This window comes from Flavobacterium shii, assembly GCF_025847235.1.
Lineage (GTDB): Bacteria > Bacteroidota > Bacteroidia > Flavobacteriales > Flavobacteriaceae > Flavobacterium > Flavobacterium shii.
In genome coordinates this window covers 1-23,210 of record NZ_JAOZEW010000023.1, presented here as the reverse complement: position 1 = coordinate 23,210, position 23,210 = coordinate 1, and the positions used below count along the sequence as shown (strand labels likewise).

The following is a 23,210-nucleotide window of genomic DNA, read 5'->3' as shown; positions in this document are numbered from 1 at the left end:
GCAAGATACTACTTTTGCAAAAAAATTAAAACAAATGACAAAATTTTATTTTGCTATACTAGCACTTATAAGCATTGATTTATATTCTCAGGTGCAGAATGACACTATTAATATTGATGAAGTGATAATTCATGAAAACCGTTTTAGCACTCCGATTTCTAAAAAGAACAGAAATGTATATGTAATTGATAAGGCTACAATCGAAAAATTACCAGGACGATCTATTCAGGAAATATTGCAATATGCTAATGGAGTCGACCTAAGACAAAGAGGTCCATTCGGGAGTCAAGCCGACGTAAGTGTTGATGGAGGAAGCTTTGAACAAACAGTTGTTCTCTTAAACGGAACAAAAATAATAGACTCTCAAACGGCACATAATATGCTTAATTTGCCTATTCCGGTTGAGGTAATCGAAAGAATTGAAATAATCCGTGGTCCGGCAGCTCTTACTTACGGAGTAAATAGTTTAACTGGAGCAATTAATATTATTACCAAAAAGCCAAGTCAATCGGGTTTTTTAATAAATTCTTATGCCGGTTCAAATTTTGAAAAGGATACACAAGGTACAGGAGATACATTTTATGGTACCGGAATTCAGGTTGGAGGAGTTATAAGCAAAGAGAAGCAACAGCATTCGCTTTTTGCTTCTCACGATAAAAGCAATGGATATCGATATAATACTGCTTTTGAAAATAACAAAATATTTTATCAGGGTAATTTTCAAATAGATAATAACAATGAGATTCTAAGCTCATTTGGTTATATCAATAACGGATTTGGAGCTAATGGATTTTATGCGGCACCAGGTGATAAAAATTCAAGTGAGGTTGTGCAAACTACATTTGCATCGGTACAATCCAAACATAACTTATCGGATAAATGGAAATTGATGCCACGATTGAGCTACAGATATAACTATGATGATTACCGTTATTATGGAATTTCGAACCTAAACGCGGGAAGAAGTCAGCATTACACTAACTCATTAGCTGCCGAAGTTAACACAACCTACCAAATGGAAAGAGGAGAGCTGGGTTTTGGGGCAGAAGCAAGAAGCGAAGAAATTAGTTCTTCTAATATTGGCGATCATAATCGTGATAATTATGGAATTTATCTACAATATAGAACGACTTTTATAGAGAAACTCGATGTGAATTTTGGGGCTTATGTAAATTACAATTCAGATTATAAATGGCAAGTTTACCCGGGACTTGATGCCAGTTATGCGATAACAGATGCTTTTAAGATAATCGGAAATATTGGAACAAGCCAGCGTATACCTTCGTTTACTGATCTATACCTTAACCAGCGTCCCGGAAATATTGGAAATCCTAATTTGGATACCGAAAATGCTTTTCAGAGTGAGGTTGGGTTTAAGTATATCAAGCGTGATTTTACTTTTAATGCCAATTACTTTTATAGAAAAATCAGCAATTTTATAGATTGGACACGAAATGTAACTACCGAGCCTTGGCAAAGTAATAATTACGGAAACCTGAATACAAATGGTTTCAACTTGCGTACCAATTATAATACTCATTTCTCCAGAGATTCTCGATTAAACATCAATCTGGCTTATTCTTATTTAGATTTTAAATTTCAGGATATTATTCCGGTTGTTTATTCTAAGTATCTGGTTTCATCATTGGAGCATCAAATAACGAATACGATAGATTTTCAGCATAAAAATTTTACGGCTTTATTTGCTACTCGTTTCAGCCAAAGAGTAACTGGACCATCATACTGGGTTAATGATTTTAGAGTAAGTCAGTCCATTAAAAAAGTAACAGTATATGTTGATGCCCAAAATATTTTCAATACCACTTATTATGAAGTTGGAGCAGTGCCGCTTCCTTCCAGATGGTTTAGTTTGGGAGTTAAATTTGTGAATTTTTAAGGTTCTCTAATTTTTAAGAATAAAACTCCTTTAATCATTTTATGATTAAAGGAGTTTTTGTGTTTAGGGATAGATTATTTAAATCTTTAAAATGAGGAATAAAAATACTCATTTAGGGGTATTTTTTAAGAATTGTTTGGTGCTTAAATTTGGTATGTTAATTTATAGAAAATGTTTTTTTATTTCTAAATAAATCTATAAATCTAAATTATAGAAATCATGTTGAATGCTTTAAAAAAAAATAATGAAATATCTCCTGAAGATAGTCTTGTTGACGAGAGAGGGAATAAAGGTATAATATTTATCCTTTTTTTGGCTATTCTTGGGATTGGGGTCATGATTTTATATTCGTGTGAAGGAGGTACGTTTATTTCCGTAATTACCACTTTATTTTTTGTATCAGGAGGTATTTTTACTTTTAGTAGCTTAATTGGTTTTTTGTTTGGTATTCCAAGAACTATGGTTATAGATGAATCTGAAAAGTCAAAATCACGCTATATGGGTAATGATAATTTACTACAGGTAAGTGATTGGTTAACTAAGATTATACTTGGACTCGGTCTTACACAAATTCATCAAATCCCTAGTATGCTTAAAAGAATTGCTAAATTCATAAAGGATAATACAGAGGTAAGTAATCAGGCGCTTATTATTTTAATATTGATATATTTTGCTTGTCTAGGTTTTCTTTTTGGCTATCTCTGGACTCGTTTGTATTTTATAAAAATGTTACGTGATAGCGACAATGATGTCAATAACGATGAAGAAGTAATGACGGAAGTAACAACTAAAATAACTACCGATATTACAACTGGTGTTAGTACCGGAGAGGATAAAAAATAATTAATTAAAGGATATTAAATTTTAGGTTAATGAAAAATAAGACAGGATGAGTCAGCCAAAAACAGTTTATAGAGATTTAATAGCAAAAATTTTGCTTATTGGATCATTTGTTCTTTTAATTGCTATTGTGATATATTGGATGGTATGTGGTGATGAACCTGAAAGATTATTTAGTCTTTTAGCTCCTTTAATTAGTACCTGGATTGGAACTCTTCTTGCTTTTTATTTTGGTAGAGAAAGCTTTGAAGCAGCTTCTAAAAGTTATAATGAAATAATTAATAAAATATCTCCTGATATTTTAGATGATATATTAGTCAAGCAAGTAATGATAGATAAGTTTACAATGGTGTCTATTGATGTAACTAATCCTATGATTACAACATTTGATTTAAAAGCATTACGAGATTTTCTTGATAGTATTAACAAAACTAGACTACCTATTTTAGAAGGAGGAAAGATAAAGTGTATTGTTCACAAAAGTACATTTAGCGATGAGCTACTTAAAATTACACCAGCAAATACACTTTCCGATTTTATTAATGCAAACCCAATTGTTGTTCAGTTTGAAGTAATAAACGAGACTCAAAAAGTAGAGGACGCTAGAAAATTAATTAACGAGAAAAATTGCAAAGATTTGTTTGTTGTTGATGGCAATAATCTGGTTGTTGGCTGGCTTACAGATACACAAATTATCAGATATATGAACAGTCAAAATTTATAAAACCTCGGAAGCCGAAAAGAGGGAGATAGAGTAGGTGGGATTTAAATTTAAAAACCTATGAATGTAGTAAAGTATCAAATTGAAGATAACAGTAATGAGATAAATATATCAGTAAATATAATTACTGCTGATGGAGCATTGGTTACAGCTGATGTAGATTTATATATAAATGATAAAAAATCCCTTAAAGGAGAATCAAAAAATGGCGAACACTATATAGGTAAATCTTCTCTTGGAATTGCTAAAGAGTTGACAAATGGCTTATTGTTAATAGAAGCTGATATAGATTTAAAGCTTATCGAAGAAAGTTTTTGGGAAGATTGTTTTAAAAACTTAAGTATAAAATATTTCTTAAATGGAGGAAAAGTAGATAAAAGCTTTGAACTTGTACCAGAGGATATTAAATATAAAAGTGATTTAGGCGGAACTATTAAAACCAAAAAATATTTTTTTCTAAAACAAGTTAAATCATGAAAAGAATAATTCAAGTAATGTTAATAAATTTAATCATTATTTTTAGTGCAAAAGGGCAAGAAGTAATTAAGTTAAAGGATTTAAAAACTCCAAATTCACCAGGTTTTCAAATTCTGGATATCGCACCTTCATCTATAGAACGGCCAACAAATCCAAAAGCTTTTGCAGCAACTCTAATGAGTTTAACTAGTAATGGTAGCGCTATTCCAAAAAACTTTGCGATGGAATTTTCACCTTTTTGGACTTTTAAATCTGATTCTACAAGCAGTATTCATAAATATCTTAACATTCGAAAAGACAAGAGTTCTAAGAATGCTATTTTTAGTGGCATCTTAAGAAAAATGAGTGTTTCTCTAGTTTCAACTTTTAGTGATTCTACAGCAGGTAGTTTACTTAAAAATACCAATTATATTGCTTTTGGAATTAGAACTAATTTGATTACCATTAGAACCAAAACACAATCTGACAATATTAATATAGCTTTATCTAAATATTCAGAGAAAGTAAGAATGTTAAGAAGTCATGAAGAAGAACTGGATGTATTAAATAATCAATTAAGGAAGAGCATTATTGAAACTGAACGGTTATATGGTATTTTGGAAAATGCGAGCAGTGATGAAAGAAAAGAAATTCAACAAGATTATAACGAAGAGATTGCTAACCAGACAGTTATTGGAATGGAAATTGTTTCTATAAGTAAAGTCCAGCCAAATGAATTAGAAAAAGCTTTAGATACTGATAAAGAAATTCAAAATTATTATAAAAAATTCTTAGAACTTCCTGTTTTTCAGTTAGATGGAGCTTTTGCGTACTCTGAAGCTTTATCAGGTAATCAATCTGATAATAAACGCTTTAATAGAAGTGGTTTTTGGCTTAATGGAGCTTATAATATCAACAATCTTAAAATTGATGATAATTTACTAAACGGAAATTTCTCAATCATAGGATCTATCCGTTATATTAGTGATAATGTTTTAGAAGTTAATACGACAGATGTTTTTAGTAAAACTAATGCTTTTGATTATGGAGGAAGGATACAATATACTATAAAGGACTTTTCTATATCATATGAATATTTAAAAAGGGAATATTCAAATGATAACAGTAACTTAAATAGTGATAGAAGTGTAGGATTAATGGAATACAAAATCAATGATAATCTTTATTTTACAGGTACTTATGGGAAAAATTTTGGAGAAGTAAATACTCTTTTTACTCTCTTTGGAATAAATTATGGATTTGGAAATTCGAGTTTAAAAACGGATTAATTATCCCTAAAATATTCGCAAAACATTAAATCCCCCATTAAACAGTTGATGTTTAATGGGGGATTTTTAAATAACTAGAATTAGAGTAAAGCCCTTTATTCGCAAATAATTCTTAATTCCAAATTCCATTCATTTCTGTCAATACAATTGGTTTACTGTCGGTAACCACAATAGTATGCTCGTGTTGTGCCATGAAACCGCCTTTATTCCCAACCATTGTCCAGCCATCTTGCAAAGATTCGGCATAGGTGGAAGTCGTTGAAATGAATGTTTCAATGGCAACTACAGAATTTTTCTTAAACCGTGTAAGGTTAGATCTGTCCCTATAATTGGCTATTTCATGTGGTGCTTCGTGAAGGTTTCTTCCAATTCCATGTCCGGTTAGATTTTTAATGACTCTGTAACCTCTTTTCTTGGCTTCGGTTTCAATTAAAAAACCAATGTCGGAAATGCGAACGCCGCCTTTTATATTATATATTGCTTTATGCAAAATTTGTTTTGAAGCTTCAATAAGTTTTTGGTGTTGGTTTACATCTGTTCCAATAACAAATGACCCTCCGTTATCTGACCAAAAGCCATCTAGCTCTCCCGAAACATCGACATTAATTAAATCACCTTCATTAAGTATTCTCTTGTCGGATGGGATGCCGTGACAAAATTCATTATTTACGCTTATGCAAGTCCATCCAGGAAAACCATACGTTAAATAGGGTGCTGATTTTGCTCCTAAGTCATTAAGGATTTGCCCACCAAAGTCGTCTAATTCCTTTGTTGTCATACCTGGTTTTGCAAAGTTTCTCATTTCTTTCAAAGTGTAGGCAACAGCTTCGCTAGCTTTTTTCATTCCGATTAATTCGGATTCTGTTGTTATAGACATGTCTCTTTTTCTTTGATTAAAGTTTAGTTTTTTAGCCTTACTACTAACTAACTTCTCGCAGCCTTATAAAGTTGCCGGAATTTGGCAACTAAGAAGTAGTAGAGTGACAGAACGAAGTTATGAAAAAGAATTATTTTGACAGGTATAAAACAGGGGATTTTATAAAACCCCTATAGAGACTTAGCTATTGTTAAGTAGTGGGAAAGCCAAACGAACTTATTATGTAAAGTAAAACTTGTAAAATATTTAATAATAAAGATTAAATAAATGCTAAATATTTTAATGAAAATAAACTGTCTTGATAACTATGTTTTTGTTCTACCTTAGTAAAAGGACTATTTAGTCCGTTTAATCCAATTCTGTTACAGAACAGATTTTAATCGCTTTATTCTAATTTTACCTCACTAGAGAATAAAGCGGCAACAATAACCGTTGTTAAACAAAACTATATTATGAGAATATTTGATTTTATGACAGTGGAGATTGCTATGGATTTGGGAACAGCTAATACATTAATAATTTATGATGGAAAGATCGTAGTTGATAGTCCTTCCATTGTCGCCAGAGATATAAGAAACGGGAAAATTATCGCAGTAGGTAAGGAGGCCAGTTTAATGCAGGGGAAGACCCACGAGAATATTAAAACAATCCGACCACTTAAAGATGGAGTTATTGCAGATTTTGATGCTTCGGAAAAAATGATCAGCTGGTTTATAAAAAATATACCCGAATTAAAGAAAAAATTTTTCACTCCCGCATTACGAATGGTTGTGTGTATCCCCAGTGGTATTACCGAGGTAGAAATGAGAGCGGTAAAAGAATCCTGCGAAAGAGTAAATGGGAAAGAAGTGTTTTTAATTCATGAGCCTATGGCTGCTGCTATCGGAATTGGTCTGGATGTGATGTTGCCCAAGGGGAATCTTATTGTTGATATTGGGGGAGGTACTACAGAAATTGCGGTTATTGCCCTTGGAGGAATAGTTTGTGATAAATCTATAAAAATTGCGGGTGATGTTTTTACCAATGATATTTTATATTATATGCGAACGCAACACAATTTATATATTGGAGATGCATCTGCAGAGATGATAAAACTTGATGTTGGTGCCGCAATGGAAGAACTCGAGGATGCTCCTGATGACATGACTGTTCGTGGAAGAGATTTGCTTACTGGTAAACCAAAAGAGGTAAAAGTTAGCTTCAGGGAAATTGCAAGAGCATTGGATAAATCAATCCAGAGAATTGAAGACGCTATAATGGTAACGCTTTCTTTGACACCTCCAGAGCTATCTGCCGACATTTATAATACAGGATTGTATCTCGCAGGAGGAGGAGCAATGCTACGCGGTCTTGATAAAAGAATATCGCTGAAGACGGATTTACCAGTCTATATTGCAGAAGATCCTTTAAGAGCCGTAGTAAGAGGCACTGGTATTGTGTTAAAGGATATACCAAAATATAAAAGCGTACTTATGAAATAAGTACGCTTTTATGATGGAGTTATATTTTAAAAAGTAATTCTTTATTAAAACTGAAGATTTTATACAGTGTCATAGTTTTTTGTGGCACTGTATCCTCAGTTATTAGAAACTTTTAATACTCACATAAAGATCCTATTTGCTGTAAATGTTTCTCTGTCTGGTATTTATTAAAGTTACCCCATTTTGGAGGTGAGGTTGTTTTTTGTCCGTACATAGAATCCAAGCAAAAGTTGTTGTCTTTGTATTTATCATGTAAAACAGCCAGAATCTTAAAGAAAAACGCATCAAGCATTACAATAGCTTCAAATTCGGATTTTAGGGTATTATAGTTACTATCCGATGGATTTAATAATTGTAATAAATCCAACACTTCATTCTTTTCAGCGTCATTAATTTCGGCTAAATAACCCATTTTTAAAGTTTTAAAAACTAAGTTATTCCAAGCTGCACTGTCATGTCCCCATTGAACATCGGGTAGGTTTAAAGAATGCTCACAAATAAGAATAATAGAAAAAAGAACATCATTTAAGTATTCTGCCGGAAACTCGTCAAAGCTTCTGAATTCAAAACCGCTTTGGTACATTTTCTCCTGATTAAAATCAAGTCCCACTTCCGAAAGCATTTCATATTCCATGTCTGCTTCAATCTGATCTCGCCACCAAATATTTTCTTCTTTTCCAAATTTCAGTAATTTTCTAAAATCATCTACATTATATGTTAGAATTTTACCTTTTGGCATTGCTTTATTATAAGTTCCTACACCTATGTAACGAGACATAGCATTTCTCATAGAACCCAAAGTAAATTTTTTGTCCATACTATAGGTATCACTTATCACACCCATAATGTCGGGACTTCCCAGAGTTGCTATAAAAAAGGGCTCAAACCATTGTAATAAATAGATGGCATTGGCATGTGTTTTTTCGAAATTATTGTAATCTACAATCCTGCTGTCTTCAGTTAATGATGGTAAAGTAATATGAAAATGATATGTTCCGGTATTAAACAAAACAAGGTTTTCCTGATTACTCATGAACATATTAAGGCCATTATTGTAATCTGGAAAATTTAATTTCCCATTCAGTACAGCAGATTCATTGATTTTATCAAGAAATAACTTTTTGGTAGCTTTTAATTCTTTACATGATTCAGCTATCGTTCTGTTTTCAAAATATTTGGTTACAAATTCGATAGAATCGCCATCAAAATGTACAGAACCCATTGTTTTGTTTCTTTGAGTAATCATACTTTGAATATTGTAAGGTTGATCCTCAAGGAAAAGCTCCATGATAGATTTTCCAAGATATTCAGGATTTTCAATTGGTTCTGCGGCAACCTCACCATTTACAGTATCAATTAATGGTCTTACTGGCGATAATGTTTTGTGTTGATAGTTTATATCCAGTTTTTCAAGCGAATGACTATTCATCATTCGGCTTACTTCATAGTTTTCATTTAAGCTAAATGCTTTTTTCAACACAGGAGCTAAGCTGTCTGGTTTATAGCATTTTCTATAGTCAATACTGTATTTCTCAAAACCAATTTTTTCTTGTATAAATTCACCAGAGACTATTAGGGGATCTTCAAATTGTAAGTAAGTTTCGTTTTCTAATCCTATTCCCCAATAATATTTTTGTGTCTGATTGTCTTTCATTTATACTAATTGTCTTTTTTATGGTTAATGTTCTCTTTTAAAATTTTGTTTTTTATTCGGAAATACAAGTCTAATGTGTTTAAAATTAGAGACAAAGAATCTTGTAATGGATTAAGCATAATTCTTGCATCCATTAAAAAAGTTATATCTTACTTTTAAAATTATAGAAGTTTATTTTTTAGTCTCAGAAATTTTGCACCTGTATCGACTGAAAGATTGATAAATAAGTAAAGTTTTATAAAGAGGTTATAAAATTACTATTGTGATTAATCACTTTTATATCAATAATTTAAGTGGATGAATAGCCAAATTACAACTTTTGCTATTCTTGAATTTTCTAAGCTGCAAAAGTAGTTCTTTTTTATATCATTTCCAAGTAGCTAACACGCTGAAAATCAATAAAGGCTTTAAGTATTTAAACAATCGGAGTAATTGTTTTTATTTATTGATGGTAATAAAGTACATAAGAGGAATATAACTCATCATTCCACCAATCTTCTCTAACTTCCGAAAAGTAATTATAATTCAACTTTCCCGCTTGTGATTGTAGCGGATATACTACTATGCCATTTTCTCTATACGCCTTATTTAAGTGTGTTTCGGGAACAACAGGAACAATATGTCCAGAGAGTCCTTTTTCTTTTCTTTTGGCGCAAATTATTCCAATTCCACCATTGGTATTTACTTTATTTTGAATTTCATCAATAGTAAGTACTTCTTCCCAGCCAAAAGCAGGTCCCCATTGCGGTAGCCAATCATGTAGGGCACTAGAATAAATACGCTCGACAGTTTTGTCAAAAATAGCTTCTACTTCCTGTCCTTGCATTATTTTTTCCAAAGATTCATCTGTCCACCAAACTGTTGGAAGATAAACTTTGGAGAAATAGCAGTAATCATACGCATATACATTGCAATACGTATCTTCTACTGTTCTTTGATATCTAAGATTAGTTTCAACATCCAATTTATCAATAAGTCGGGCAATACTTTCTTTTTTACTGGTAGTATCGGTCAAATCTCTAAACGGAATACTAGAATCCATTAGAGGTCTTTCCTTCATTTCCATAGAATCTAACCGAGATTCTGGATCGGGTAATAAATCAGCTTTCATTAGTTGATCATTCGGTATTGTATTATCACCCAGGGGTAACGGTGATACTGATGTGGTATATTTTTCCATCTTGACTTCTTAAATTAATTGGCTTAACGCTACAGGAATTAACTATTTATGTGACGCAATTTTATTAACCAAAAAGTAAATGTAAGGATTTTAAACTTTTTAAACTGTTCCAGGACAGTACAAATTATGAAAATTTTACGATTAATTTAGTTTGTATAGGTATATTATCTCTTGATTAAGGGACTATTCGTTAGTTTGAAATTAGAGTTTTCGCTATCTTTGCACTTTTAAAATTTCCCCATGAATCCCCCTGTAAAAGCCATCCATCCAATTTATAATCTTCAATTTGGATTAGTCTGTTTAAGTTCACTACTCTTTTCTGCTAGTTTTAATATGCTAATTCCTGAACTTCCAGAATATCTGAGTAGTATGGGCGGGGCAGAATATAAAGGATTGATTATTGCTCTTTTTACATTAACAGCAGGGATTTCCCGACCTTTTAGTGGTCGGTTAACCGATACTTTAGGAAGAGTCCCAGTAATGGCAGTTGGTTCAATTGTCTGTTTTGTTTGTGGTATTCTCTACCCAATTTTAAGCACTGTTTCAGGGTTTTTATTTTTACGACTTATCCACGGATTCTCTACAGGATTCAAGCCTACAGCAACGGCAGCTTATGTTGCAGATATTGTGCCAAGAGAACGTTGGGGAGAAGCTTTGGGTTTACATGGACTTTGTTTTTCTATAGGAATGGCTCTTGGTCCTGCTATCGGGAGTACGATTAAATTGTATTCTTCCATGAACATGCTTTTTTATGCTTCTTCAGTTTTTGCCCTTATGTCTATCGTTATTTTGATGAATATGAAGGAAACTTTAAAATATAAGCAACGTTTTAGCTTGCATATTCTGAAGATTTCAAGAAAAGATATTATTGCTATAGAAGTGCTACCGGCAGCTATCGTGACTTTTCTTTCCTATATGGCTTATGGTGTGATTCTTACATTGATTCCAGATTGGAGCCAGCATTTAGGAATAGCCAATAAAGGTATGTTCTTTATGGTCTTTACGATTACTTCGGTAATGATTCGTTTTGGCGCCGGAAAAGCATCAGATAAATATGGTCGTTTACATTTGATAAGAATCGGACTTTTCTTTTTAATTATATCGTTGGTTATTGTAGGTTTTTCAACTTCGATAAGCGGGCTTTTACTTGGAGCTGCAGTTTATGGAATTTCTACCGGAATTGTCTCACCAGCTTTAAACGCATGGACGGTCGATATGAGTTTTCCCGAACACCGAGGCAAAGCCATGGCGACTATGTACATTGCTCTTGAAGCAGGAATTGGTCTTGGTGCGCTTTTGGCGGGATGGATGTATCAGGATGTGATTGCAAAAATTCCAATGTTAATGTATGCTAGTGCTGGAATGGTTTTCTTGGCCTTGGGGTATGTTTGGATACGCTTGCGGAAGACCGAAAAGGTTTAATTTTTTTTTAGCGATAAGCGATCCTTCCAATTAATTTTTACTCTAATTGATTTTTAGCTTCAATTTTCGGAGAGTATATTCTATAAGTCTATGCATTTTTTATAAAAATTAACTTCAGTCTAGCGATTGAGGAAATCTTAATTATATGAAATAATTATTATTTTTATAAAGTTAGTTATACCTTCGCCCCAGATTTTGGTCTGTTTTTTTTAAATTTTAAAAAGAAACAGTTAAAAGGGAATCAGGTGCAAATCCTGAACAGACCCGCTACTGTAAGTTCTATATAAGTCTTTAAACGTTACTAATGCCACTGTTTCTTGAAGAAATGGGAAGGTTGTTTAAAGATGGAACAAGTCAGGAGACCTGCCACAATCACATAGTTTAAGACTTTCGTGGAATAAAGTTGAACAACAAGAATTGACCTGTTATTTTATAACGGGATTCTCTCTTATTGCTTTAGATTATTATATCACGAGGTTTATTTAATTAAATCAGTGATGTATAATAGAAAAAAATTACCCTTATTTATTTTTATATTATTTGCTCCATTGTTACTTCATTCGCAAGTATCTAATGATAGTTTGCAGGTTTTAAAAGAAGTAATTCTAAAAGGAAAACCTTATCAGGAAGTAATTCCGGTGCAAAGCCTTTCGGGAAAATTACTCGAAAATTTAGCGAGCCATAATGTTGCAGACGCCCTGAGATATTTTGCAGGAACCCAAATTAAAGATTATGGTGGACTCGGCGGACTTAAAACTGTAGATGTACGTAATATGGGTACGCACCATGTTGGTGTTTTTTATGATGGTGTACAACTAGGCAATGCACAAAATGGAGTTACCGATCTGGGAAAATATTCTTTGGACGATATGGAATCCCTTACCATGTATAATGGCCAAAAAAGCGAAATTTTTCAGTCGGCAAAAGACTTTGCGGCAGCTTCTACCATTTATTTGAGAACAAAACGACCTGTTTTTGAGAGGAATAAAAAGACAAATTTATTGGTAAGATATAAAACGATGTCTATCAATTATAATGATCCTTCTTTTAGATGGGAACAAAAATTGAGTGATAAAGTAAGCATGAGTGTGAGCTCTGAGTATATCAGATCCAATGGGGAATATAAGTTTAGATACAAAAGAAATAATCTCGATGGAACTGTAGCCTATGATACTACTGCTACTAGACATAATAGTGATATAGCAGCACTAAGGATAGAATCTGGACTTTACGGAAAAATAAATAATGGATCGTGGGATGCCAAAGTTTATTATTATGATTCTGATAGGGGAGCTCCGGGAGCAATTGTAGAGAATAAGTTTTCGGACGGTTTCAGGCAATATGACAAGAATTTTTTCTCGCAGGGTACTTTTATAAAAGATTTTACCGAAAAATATAAATTTCAAGCCAAGGCAAAATACGCCTATGATTATACCCATTATGTTGCCAGAGACACTACTAATATTTTAGGAGAAATAGTTACAGAAGGAGCACAATCTGACGATAGCTATTATCAGCAGGAATATTATTTCTCGGCAGTAAATATGTACAGTATATTACCTACATGGGATATTTCTTTATCTACAGATTTCCAATACAATAGATTAAATGCAACCAGAAGAGGAATTCAAACATTGTTTTCTTACCCGCAGCGTTATACGGCTCTATTTGCGCTTGCAAGTTCTTACAGACTTGATGGGTTTAAAGTTTTGGGTAGTGTAGTAGGAACTCATGTACAAGAGGAAGTGCGATATAATGCAAAAGCGCCCAATAAAACAGAGTTTACCCCCGCATTATTTCTAGGATATACTCCGTTTAAAGATTATGATTTTAATTTAAGAGCATTTGCAAAACGTATTTTCAGGATGCCTACTTTCAATGATTTGTATTATACGATGGTTGGCTCAAGTACTTTAAGACCTGAATATATGAATCAGTACGATGTTGGTTTTACCTATAATTTACCAGTAAACAAAAGCTTCTTTGATAAATTATCATTTCAGGCCGATGCGTATTATACCAATACCAAAGACAAAATTGTGGCAGCGCCTACAGGAAATTTATTCCGCTGGATGATGACCAATATTGGACAGGTAAAAGGGAAAGGTATAGAATCTGTACTAAATATGGGAATGCATATTGGTAAAGTGAGTTTAGAAGCAAATCTTACTTATACTTATTCCGAAAGTAGGGATTATACCAAATTTGCTGGTTTGGAATTGTCTTCTTATGGAGATCAGATACCATATACACCGTGGAGTAGTGGATCGGGAATACTTAATGCCGATTATAAAACCTGGAACTTTAATTACAGCTTTATATATGTGGGAAAACGATACAATGGTAATGTAAACAATATAAAGGTTAATGAAGTTCAGCCTTGGTATACCCACGATTTAGCGGTGCAAAAATCTTTTGCGTTTCAGCAGTATAAAATGAAAGGGGCAGTAGAGCTTAATAATGTTCTCAATCAGCATTATGAAGTTATATACAATTATCCTATGCCTGGGCGTACATTAAAATTTATAATAAGTATTGAGCTATGAGAAAGATAACAACAAGATTACTACTCAGTTTATTTATAGTCATAGCTTTTATTTCCTGTAGAGAAGAAGAAACTATTTTTCCGTCTTCGGATAAAAGTGTTGCTGCGCCAAGAAGTGATGGTAAAATAGAGGGGTTTTATCTTCTTAATGAAGGTAATATGGGGATGAACAGGGCTAGTATAGATGTGTTTAATTACAGGACTGGAAATTACACTACCGATATTTATTCAGAGCGAAATCCTACAGTTATAAAAGAGCTGGGTGATGTGGGCAACGATATAAAAATATACGGTAATAAAGTATATGCGGTAATAAATTGCTCCAATAAAGTAGAGATCATAGATAAATGGACAGCAAAACGCATTAAGAAAATAGATATCCCTAATTGCCGATACGTAGCCTTTTACAAGGATAAGGCTTACATCAGTTCTTATTCTGGTCCTGTGGCAATTAATCCCAATGCAGAGATTGGATTTGTGGCAGAGATTGATACGACATCATTAGAAATAAAACGAAAAGTCACAGTAGGTTATCAGCCAGAGCAAATGGTCGTGCATAATGGGAAACTATATGTGGCCAATTCCGGAGGTTATAGAGTTCCTAATTACGACAGAACAATTTCGGTCATTGATCTTGAAACTTTTACCGAAATAAAGAAAATAGATGTTGGCATAAATCTCTATGGTATGCAAGTAGATGCTCGAGGAGATATTTATGTAAGTTCCAGAGGAGATTATTACAGTACACCTTCCAATCTTTTTGTGATAGATACTAAAACAGATGAGAAAAAAACACAGCTTGATATTCCGGTTTCGGGAATGTGTCTTGTAGATGATTTGCTTTATTTCTATAGCGTATCGTGGAGTTATCTAACTAATAGTAATAAGGTAACCTATGGAATATTAGACACTAAAACCAAAAAAATAATTAGCGATAGAGTAATTACAGATGGTACCGATAAACAAATCATGATTCCCTACGGACTACAAGTAAATCCCGAAACAAAAGAAATATATATAACAGATGCACAGAATTATGTGGTAACAGGTTATATCTACTGTTTTACTCCCGAAGGAAAATTAAAATGGAAAACAACCGCTGGGAACATTCCTGCACATATTGCTTTTATAACCAAAAACTAAAACAACAATAATCATGAAAAAAAACTTTACCCATTTCTATTACTTGCAATTGTTGCAGTATTTAATTTAAAATTTTATGGATATGGAAAGAAACCCTTTTAAAATTTTAAAAATCACATTGCTATCAATTTTCTTACTTGGACTTATCGGATGTGAAACGAATAAAGAAGAAGAGCTTGGAATTGAAAATCCTATAGAAATACTTAAAGAATCATACACAATTGATCGCTTTAAAGTTCTAAATATTATTCCGAATTTATCTGTCAATTCAAAACTGACTTGGAGTGTTAATGATTCTGTAATTTCACAGAGTTCACAACTGGATTTTATCAGTCCGTATCAAAAGAGCTATCCTTTAACTTTAAAGGTAGAGACTAATGGAGCTGTAAAAACATACCAATCTTCTATTAAGGTAACGAAAGAAGCCGCAAATTATAGTAAATATATTTCGAATGTTTTTGATTTCCGTCCGGCAGTAGGTCAGTTTACCAATGGAATTCCGGAATATTTGCCCGGTAATACCGAAGCCAATCTTATAAATGCAGCCAAAAAGGCGATTGTTGGAGCTAATACTAATATGATATCATTAGGTGGTTTTGGAGGTTATGTAGTATTTGGCTTCGATCATACAATCCCGAATATGAATGGTAGGGATTTTAAGATTTTGGGAAATGCATTTTGGGGAAATGAAGCCAATGAGGCGCGTTCAGGATCTTGCGAACCTGGGATTATTTTGGTGGCATACGACAAGAATAAAAACGGAAAACCCGATGAAGACGAGTGGTATGAAATTGCAGGAAGTGAATACTTTAAAAATACTACGATAAAGAATTACAGTATCACCTACTTTAAACCAGATCCGAGTAAATCGCAGGTTGCGGGAGATGAATTTTGGCAAATGGATGTTGAATATATTAAATGGCTGGATAATCAAGGGAATTCAGGATATAAAACAAGAAATGCATTTCATGATCAAAGCTATTATCCGCTATGGATTTCCGATGCATCATATATTCTTAAAGGAACCAAAATTCAAGATAATTTTTACGATCAGAGTGGTACCGGAAACTATTGGGTAGGTAAGTCTTTTGATTTTGGGTATGCAGATAATGCTCCAAATAATGATGAAGGATCAAATATCGATATCTCTTGGGCGGTGGATAAAAACGGAAATTATGTGAAACTCCCCGGAATAGATTTTATAAAAGTATATACGGGAATTAATCAGGAAGCAGGATGGTTGGGCGAAGTTTCTACAGAAGTGGCTGGAGCCTATGACTTATACCTTAAATAATAAAAAATTTAAATTAAATATAACATGAAGAAAAATTACTTTTTAATAATAATGTTGCTGTTTGCATTTCTTACGAATGCGCAGATAAAGGTACAAGGTGTACCTAGAAATGATATTAAGCAAAAATCAACAGCTCAAAATCAGCACAAAAAAAGCGCAACCACTGCAACGACTTTCAACGATATTCAGTATTGGGTAGGAACTGGTTCTAATCAGGCAGCATTTGTTGTGCAATGGAATGATGGCAAAAATTCCGATGCCTTAATCTGGGGTTTTAGATGGGATGGTACAGCAACGGGTGAAGATATGCTTAAAGCAATTGCAAAAGCAGATCGCCGTTTTTTCTCTCTGCTTTATCAGGGAACACAGTTTGGAACTGCAATAGGAGGGTTAGGTTTCGACTTGAATGGAGTAAATGCTAACGGACTTTATAAAGATGGAAACATGACATATCCATATTATCCTGTGGCAGGTATCATTAATACAACCGCTTATGATTTTGATAATTATACAGCTATAGATGTTGCTGATCACTGGCAATCTGCATGGTATAATGGATTTTGGTCCTATTGGGTAAAAGATGCGACTGATCCTGATTTTGGTTTTTCAGGTTTGGGAGCAACCAGTCGTGTTTTAGAGAACGGCTCTTGGGATGTTTGGAATTTTCAGCCAAGTGGTTCTGATTTTTCTATTGCATCAACATTTATCCCAGTTACACCTTATGTTATGCCAACAGATTTCACCAACGGTTATTTTATGGTAAACGAAGATTGGTTCGGGCATACCAACGGATCTGTTAATTTTATTAATAATAACGGGACTATTAACTATCGTGTTTATAGTGCTACTAATGATAATCATTCTTTTGGGGCAACAACACCTTATGGAGCAATCTATGGAGATAAATTTTATTTCATTTCAAAACAAGCTGCCGATGGGGGAGATACTCAGTATACTCCAGGGGGTAGATTAGTTGTTGCCGATGCCAAAACCATGAAGAAAATTGCCCAATTTGATAATATTGGAGGCGGAGATGGACGTTCTTTCATAGGGATTAATGAAACCACTGGTTATATTGGTGCTTCTAATGGTATTTATCTGTTTGATATTGCCAACATGAAGGTAGGAAGTGTGGTAACAGGAACAGGCGGAGGAAGTTTGTATGCTGGACAGATAGGAAATATGATTCGTACTTCTCAGTATGTATTTGCAGTAAAACAGACTAAAGGAATTTTAGTTATTGATCCAAATACTAATACTGTTATTAATACCATTACTGGCGCATTCCATTCGGTTGTTCAAGCTAAAGATGGAAGTGTTTGGGGAATTCAGAATCAAAAAATAATCAATATTGATGCTACAACTTTTGCAACAACAGAATATGCAATTCCTACAACCAAATATTTAGGATCTTGGGGAGCCTGGAACGCAGGAAGCTTTACCTATAGTAACCAGCAGAATGTTTTGTACTGGATGAACTCCGTTAATAGTTTTGTTTCAGGAGCGCAAATTGTGAAATTTGATGTTGCTTCAAAAACATTTAATGAAAATTTTGTAACAATTCCAGGACAAGCAGCAACTTATAAGCAGATTCCTTACGGCGCCTCATTACGTATTGATCCTGTTTCTGATCATTTAATTGTAAACACAACAGAAAGCGGATTTGGAGCACATTATCAAAAAAACTGGATTTATACTTACGATAATACAGGAAACTTAATAAATACTAATACTTTAGATGATTATTATTGGTTTCCGGCTGTAGCAGTTTTTCCAGATAATACTTCGCCGGTAGTAAACGCAACTTTGCCTTCACAGGTTTCGGTAACTGGTCCTACAGTAATCGATTTAAAAACGGTTGTTTCCGATACAGATAATTTATCGATAGCAATTGTAAAAACTGTAAAATCAAATAGTAATGCAGGAGTTGCTTCGGCAGTGATAAATACCAATGACGAGTTGGTCTTAACACCTCAGTCTTTAGGAAGTACTACAATTGTAATAAGTTTTAATTCTAATGGCAAAGTAGCCGAAAAATCTATAACAGTCAATGCAACAACTACTTTAGCAACTGGTGATTTTAAGAAACTGAAGTTGGCAATTTATCCTAACCCAGTCTCTGATATTCTAAATATTCAAACAGAAGATAAGGTGCTTAATGTAACTGTTTATGATATTTCAGGGAAATCAATCAATACCAGAGTTAATAACAACCAAATTAATGTAAGTGACTTTATAAAAGGAATGTATATCATCAATGTGGTAACAGATAAAGCCAACTATGTACAGAAGTTTATTAAGAATTAATCAAAATATTAAGTTATAATAATTAAAACAGCCCCTTTACTAATATTGTAATGGGGCTGTTTTAATTAAAAGTTTGTTTATGCTTATTAATAATCTAGCCACAACTTAAAAGAAGTAGCTTTTGTTCTGCTCACAATAATATCGTCATCCTTACTATGTTTTATTTTGAGCTTTAATTTGCCATTGAAAAAATTATGCACATTTTCAATAGAATTCACATGTATAATATACTGTCGATTTGCCCTGAAGAAATCTTTTAGATCCAGTTCTTGCTCTAGTGTTTCGAGGGTTTGGGATACCACAAATTCTTCTCCGTTAAACAATCTTACATAATTAATGTTCATATTCGAATAAAAATAAGCGATATCTTCGGTATTAATTTTTCTGTAACCATCCCGATAAGGAATAAGGAAACGGTTTCTATATTCTTTTGGTTGTATATAAGCGAGTAGTTCTTCAATTTTCGGTTGCTGACTTTGGGATTGTTGTACAGAATTTTCAAATTTAATTATAGCCGCTTCAAGCTCATCTTTTTCTATTGGTTTAAGAAGATAGTCTATACTATTGTACTTAAATGCTTTGATAGCATATTCATCATAAGCTGTTGTAAATATAATAGGGCAGGTAACTTCAGCCAGATTGAAGATCTCAAAGCTTAAACCATCTGCCAACTGTACATCCATCATGATAAGATCAGGACATTTGTTTTCTGATAACCAGGACACTGTCTTTTTAACACTTGGTAAGACATCAAGAATCTCTACTTCAGGTCTTATTTTGAGTATTAAGCGCTTTATTCTTTCCGAGTTTAATTTTTCGTCCTCAAGGATCAATATTTTTTTTATTGCATTCATTAGATGAGTGGTACTTTTACAGTAAAAGTTTTATTGTTTTCTTCTACAGAAACCTTTCTATCGCTCAATAAGGCATAGCGGCTTATAATGTTTTTTAAACCTATTCCTGTAGAAGGTACTTTTTTTATCAGAGGCAAGAGCGTATTAGATACTACTAATTCATCATTGTTATTTGAATATATATGAACAATGAGAGGGTTTTCTTCTTCCGTACGGTTATGTTTTAAGGTGTTTTCTATAAAAAGCTGAAGCGTAATTGGAGGAATCAACATATTAAGTTTTGATTGATCAATGTTGATCTGAAAAGCACAACCATCACCAATCCGATTATTTATAAGAAAGAGATATGCATCTAGAAATTGAAGCTCTTCGTGTAGTTGTACCAATGGTTTTTTAGAATTAACCAATAAATAACGATACACTTTTGCGAAGTTTTCTGTAAAATCGTATCCTAATTGTTGGTCTTTGAGTATCAATTCCGAAAGAACACTCAGGTTATTGAAAACAAAATGGGGGTCAAGTTGTAATTTGAGCGCCTGAAGCTCTATTTCGGCTAACAATTGTTTGTTTTCGGCAGCATTTACCTTGTATTCGGCAGCTTTTATAGTAGCATTTTTCCAATTTTTTAATAAAAAGTCACCCGTATTCAATGCACTTACCATTAATGACCAAAGGATGATTGAAATTACAGTATATAATGCTTGTCTAATATCAGTTTTAACAGGTAGTGTGACTACATAATCTCCTAATGTATAAAAAATAATAGCCAAACTAATAATAACAATCAATGCTCCCAATATTTGAAATAATATTTGAACCAATAAACGTTTTAGTGGATGAGCCATCCAGGATATTTTTTTATCTAAAACCCTGTCAATGAAAAGACTAAAAGTCAGTATTAGGATACAAAAAACCAGATTGCCTAGTATGTCCAGTACAAGTTTTGGAAATGGTAAGTTAAAATATTCTGTCCAATAAGAAGAAGGATATATGATAAATATACTAGCATAAGAACCTATAAACACAAACGTAATTAGTGATACCGTTTTTAGTTTACTCTTCTTTACCTGACTAGTTATTTCTTCTGTGTGATTCACAATTTTTGTTTTTTTATAAGACACCAAACACTGGTTTGATTTCTTTTTTGAGTGTGCAAATAAAAGAATTTTGAAGCAGTTTTGAATAAAAATTATAGAAGTTTTATAAGTTCTTATTTTTATTTGCGTCTACGTAAGTACGCCATATATAAGGGTTTTATCTTAAAAGGAACAATAGTAATTCAGTTCAATATAGTAAAATGACAATTCACTGGATAGATTCGTTGCTTCACTCAATAAATTCCCTATAGAAGAGATGTTACCAATAATTTTGCATCATAATAATAACAAATAATATTAAAAATGAAAAAAACAAAATTAATGGCATGCACAGATTCTAATACTATAAAAGCGAATGGCGAATTTGAAAATTACGGAATAAAAATGGTGACAATTTTTCTTTTGATGATGTTTACGTTTACGGCTTCTGCTCAGAAATCAAAAGTGATGGATGCTTTTTTTAAATATGGGATTGATTCTAGTATTCTTAATCTCGAAAAGACAAAACGGCCAGATAACTATGCATTCAATTTTAAACAAACCATAATAACTAGTGCGAGTGAAGTAGTTACAATTGCCGAATTCGATCCGGGTAATTCAAAAGCCGGATGTTGGACGGTTATTTCTATAGACGGAAAAGCACCTTCTAAATCTGCTATAAATACCTTTAGAAAGAACCAGAATAAACCGTCTCCGATCTTTCAAATAGATGATGCAAGCTATAAAATTGAGAAAGAAACAGCAGATCAATTGGTTGTTAGTTACAAACTTGATCCTTCTAAAATCACTAAGGATAATGGATTCATAAAAGATTGCCGATTTTACATGGTAATTAATTTAAAATCTAAAAAACTAGATCAAATACAAACACTTAATGAGAAACCGGTGAAAGTTACTATTCTTACTGCAGATAAGTTTGATCTTGTTGTGAAATACAAATGGGATGATCAGGCAAAACAATACCTTCCAGTAAATGAAAAACTGCACATGGAAGCTAAATTCATAGGACAGGCAACAAATATAGAAACGATTACCGAATACTCTAATTATATTAAGAAATAACCACGAATCACTTATAAAGCAGAGAGGCATTAAAACCTGCTGTTTACATAAAAAACATAATAAAGAAAATTTAAATTAAAAATATATAAAATATGAAAAAAATAATTGCAGTTGCAGCGCTATGTATGTCAGTGTTTAGCTATGGTCAGGTTCATCTTGGGGCAAAAGCCGGTGTTAATCTGAATAAACTTGATGGTAAAAACTTTAATAGCAATTTTGAATTAGGCTATCAATTGGGAGGTTTCGCTACTGTTAATTTTACTGATTTCTTAGGTGTTCAGGGAGAGCTATTGTTTAATCAAACTAATACTAAAGTTGCGGATAATTACAGAGATGTTTTTAATAGTGCTTTCAAAAAAGGGAAAACACTTAATTATATAAGTGTACCTGTATTACTTCGTTTAAATAGTGAGGGATTAATTACTGTTGTCGCTGGACCACAGTTCAGTTTTCTGGCGAGTGGTAATCAGAGTGTTTTGGAAAATGGGAAGAAACTTTTCAAGAAAACTGATTTTGCATTTATCGCTGGTGCCGAGATAAATATTAAACCATTAACTGTTTATGCAAGATATATATGGGGATTTTCGGATGTAAGCAACTTCGGTGGAAAAGCAAATAGCCAGCAAATTCAGGCAGGATTGTCTCTTCGTTTGTTTTAATATATAATTATGAGTAGTTGGAAAATAATAAAAGGATTACTAGTTACATTAGTAATCCTGTTTTTAGCTTTATGGATGCTAATTAGTAAAGGACTTCATTTTATATTAAAAATTAGAAAAGTATTGAATGAAAATATAAATGGATGGTTCGATAGTACTTTAGGGTGATAATTATGTCTATATATTAAGGTATGTTTTTTACTTATATATAGGTAGGAGATTAATTTCAGGAGCTATTTCCTGCTATCTGCTTCAATCTTGTCCTTTTTAAAGGAAAAAGGACAAGGATTTTCGCTACTATCAGGGCTAGGGGAGGTAAAGCGGAAAAGAAATCCCGTATTAAAGACAATAAAAGCAACTTTGTGCCTTGACGATTTAGCGAGAAACCCAGCAAAACCTAGCAAAACCGAGGGAGAAACAGGGTAAACGCCT

General features: G+C 33.0%; 20 protein-coding genes and 1 riboswitch. Of the genes, 14 read left to right on the top strand and 6 right to left on the bottom strand.

Going from position 1 to position 23,210, the window contains the following annotated elements; all coding sequences use genetic code 11:
- The first annotated feature begins 34 nt into the window (after window positions 1-34).
- The 5 genes from OIU83_RS18960 to OIU83_RS18940 all read left to right on the top strand — a co-directional run bounded on the left by OIU83_RS18960 (window position 35) and on the right by OIU83_RS18940 (window position 5,203).
- Entirely contained in the window at window positions 35-1,897 is a 1,863-nt protein-coding gene (locus tag OIU83_RS18960; protein WP_264207834.1) for a TonB-dependent receptor plug domain-containing protein, read from the top strand.
- A gap of 219 nt (window positions 1,898-2,116) precedes the next feature.
- Window positions 2,117-2,740 (top strand): hypothetical protein, encoded by a 624-nt coding sequence (locus OIU83_RS18955; protein ID WP_264207833.1) that lies wholly within the window; start codon window positions 2,117-2,119, stop codon window positions 2,738-2,740.
- A gap of 46 nt (window positions 2,741-2,786) precedes the next feature.
- The gene (locus OIU83_RS18950; RefSeq protein WP_264207832.1) at window positions 2,787-3,461 is read left to right on the top strand and encodes a CBS domain-containing protein; all 675 of its coding nucleotides are present in this window, start codon (window positions 2,787-2,789) and stop codon (window positions 3,459-3,461) included.
- A gap of 57 nt (window positions 3,462-3,518) precedes the next feature.
- Window positions 3,519-3,935 carry a hypothetical protein gene (locus OIU83_RS18945; protein ID WP_264207831.1) on the top strand — a complete coding sequence of 139 codons (417 nt, stop codon included), beginning with the start codon at window positions 3,519-3,521 and terminating at the stop codon, window positions 3,933-3,935.
- The gene (locus OIU83_RS18940) at window positions 3,932-5,203 is read left to right on the top strand and encodes a porin family protein (protein WP_264207830.1); all 1,272 of its coding nucleotides are present in this window, start codon (window positions 3,932-3,934) and stop codon (window positions 5,201-5,203) included. Before OIU83_RS18945 ends, OIU83_RS18940 begins: the two co-directional genes overlap by 4 nt.
- A gap of 112 nt (window positions 5,204-5,315) precedes the next feature.
- On the opposite strand, the gene map is transcribed toward OIU83_RS18940, so the two are convergent.
- Window positions 5,316-6,080 (bottom strand): type I methionyl aminopeptidase, encoded by a 765-nt coding sequence (map, locus tag OIU83_RS18935; protein WP_264207829.1) that lies wholly within the window; start codon window positions 6,078-6,080, stop codon window positions 5,316-5,318.
- A 452-nt stretch (window positions 6,081-6,532) separates the two neighbouring features.
- On the opposite strand from map, the gene OIU83_RS18930 reads away from it, so the two are divergent.
- Window positions 6,533-7,561, top strand: a complete 1,029-nt coding sequence (locus tag OIU83_RS18930; protein ID WP_264207828.1) for a rod shape-determining protein — start codon at window positions 6,533-6,535, stop codon at window positions 7,559-7,561.
- A gap of 112 nt (window positions 7,562-7,673) precedes the next feature.
- Here the strand turns inward: OIU83_RS18930 and OIU83_RS18925 are convergent, their stop codons facing one another.
- Together OIU83_RS18925 and OIU83_RS18920 are read right to left on the bottom strand one after the other, a co-directional pair.
- A complete protein-coding gene (locus OIU83_RS18925) occupies window positions 7,674-9,215 on the bottom strand; it encodes a hypothetical protein (RefSeq protein ID WP_264207827.1) in 1,542 nt (513 codons plus the stop codon).
- A gap of 442 nt (window positions 9,216-9,657) precedes the next feature.
- Window positions 9,658-10,395, bottom strand: a complete 738-nt coding sequence (locus tag OIU83_RS18920) for a hypothetical protein (RefSeq protein WP_264207826.1) — start codon at window positions 10,393-10,395, stop codon at window positions 9,658-9,660.
- Window positions 10,396-10,635: 240 nt separating this feature from the next.
- Here OIU83_RS18920 and OIU83_RS18915 point away from each other — a divergent pair, with 240 nt between their 5' ends.
- The 5 genes from OIU83_RS18915 to OIU83_RS18895 all read left to right on the top strand — a co-directional run bounded on the left by OIU83_RS18915 (window position 10,636) and on the right by OIU83_RS18895 (window position 19,106).
- Window positions 10,636-11,817 (top strand): MFS transporter, encoded by a 1,182-nt coding sequence (locus OIU83_RS18915; RefSeq protein ID WP_264207825.1) that lies wholly within the window; start codon window positions 10,636-10,638, stop codon window positions 11,815-11,817.
- Between the two features lie 179 nt (window positions 11,818-11,996).
- Window positions 11,997-12,202: riboswitch (cobalamin riboswitch) on the top strand.
- A gap of 112 nt (window positions 12,203-12,314) precedes the next feature.
- Entirely contained in the window at window positions 12,315-14,363 is a 2,049-nt protein-coding gene (locus OIU83_RS18910) for a TonB-dependent receptor (protein ID WP_264207824.1), read from the top strand.
- Complete coding sequence (locus tag OIU83_RS18905) at window positions 14,360-15,505, top strand: YncE family protein (protein WP_264207823.1); 1,146 nt, start codon at window positions 14,360-14,362, stop codon at window positions 15,503-15,505. Before OIU83_RS18910 ends, OIU83_RS18905 begins: the two co-directional genes overlap by 4 nt.
- 82 nt (window positions 15,506-15,587) lie before the next feature.
- Window positions 15,588-16,799, top strand: a complete 1,212-nt coding sequence (locus OIU83_RS18900) for a cell surface protein (protein WP_264207822.1) — start codon at window positions 15,588-15,590, stop codon at window positions 16,797-16,799.
- A 24-nt stretch (window positions 16,800-16,823) separates the two neighbouring features.
- Window positions 16,824-19,106, top strand: a complete 2,283-nt coding sequence (locus tag OIU83_RS18895) for a T9SS type A sorting domain-containing protein (protein ID WP_264207821.1) — start codon at window positions 16,824-16,826, stop codon at window positions 19,104-19,106.
- 86 nt (window positions 19,107-19,192) lie between these two features.
- Here OIU83_RS18895 and OIU83_RS18890 read toward each other — a convergent pair whose 3' ends face one another.
- A complete protein-coding gene (locus tag OIU83_RS18890; protein ID WP_264207820.1) occupies window positions 19,193-19,960 on the bottom strand; it encodes a LytR/AlgR family response regulator transcription factor in 768 nt (255 codons plus the stop codon).
- A complete protein-coding gene (locus tag OIU83_RS18885; RefSeq protein WP_264207819.1) occupies window positions 19,960-21,057 on the bottom strand; it encodes a sensor histidine kinase in 1,098 nt (365 codons plus the stop codon). The genes OIU83_RS18890 and OIU83_RS18885 overlap by 1 nt, the downstream gene beginning before the upstream one ends.
- A gap of 303 nt (window positions 21,058-21,360) precedes the next feature.
- Here OIU83_RS18885 and OIU83_RS18880 point away from each other — a divergent pair, with 303 nt between their 5' ends.
- The 3 genes from OIU83_RS18880 (at window position 21,361) to OIU83_RS18870 (ending at window position 22,946) form a co-directional block, all read left to right on the top strand.
- Window positions 21,361-22,119, top strand: a complete 759-nt coding sequence (locus tag OIU83_RS18880; protein WP_264207818.1) for a hypothetical protein — start codon at window positions 21,361-21,363, stop codon at window positions 22,117-22,119.
- A 92-nt stretch (window positions 22,120-22,211) separates the two neighbouring features.
- Window positions 22,212-22,778 carry a porin family protein gene (locus OIU83_RS18875; RefSeq protein WP_264207817.1) on the top strand — a complete coding sequence of 189 codons (567 nt, stop codon included), beginning with the start codon at window positions 22,212-22,214 and terminating at the stop codon, window positions 22,776-22,778.
- A 9-nt stretch (window positions 22,779-22,787) separates the two neighbouring features.
- The gene (locus OIU83_RS18870) at window positions 22,788-22,946 is read left to right on the top strand and encodes a hypothetical protein (RefSeq protein ID WP_264207816.1); all 159 of its coding nucleotides are present in this window, start codon (window positions 22,788-22,790) and stop codon (window positions 22,944-22,946) included.
- 65 nt (window positions 22,947-23,011) lie between these two features.
- Here the strand turns inward: OIU83_RS18870 and OIU83_RS18865 are convergent.
- The coding region (locus tag OIU83_RS18865) for a hypothetical protein (protein WP_264207815.1) at window positions 23,012-23,210 on the bottom strand (199 nt) is incomplete at its 5' end.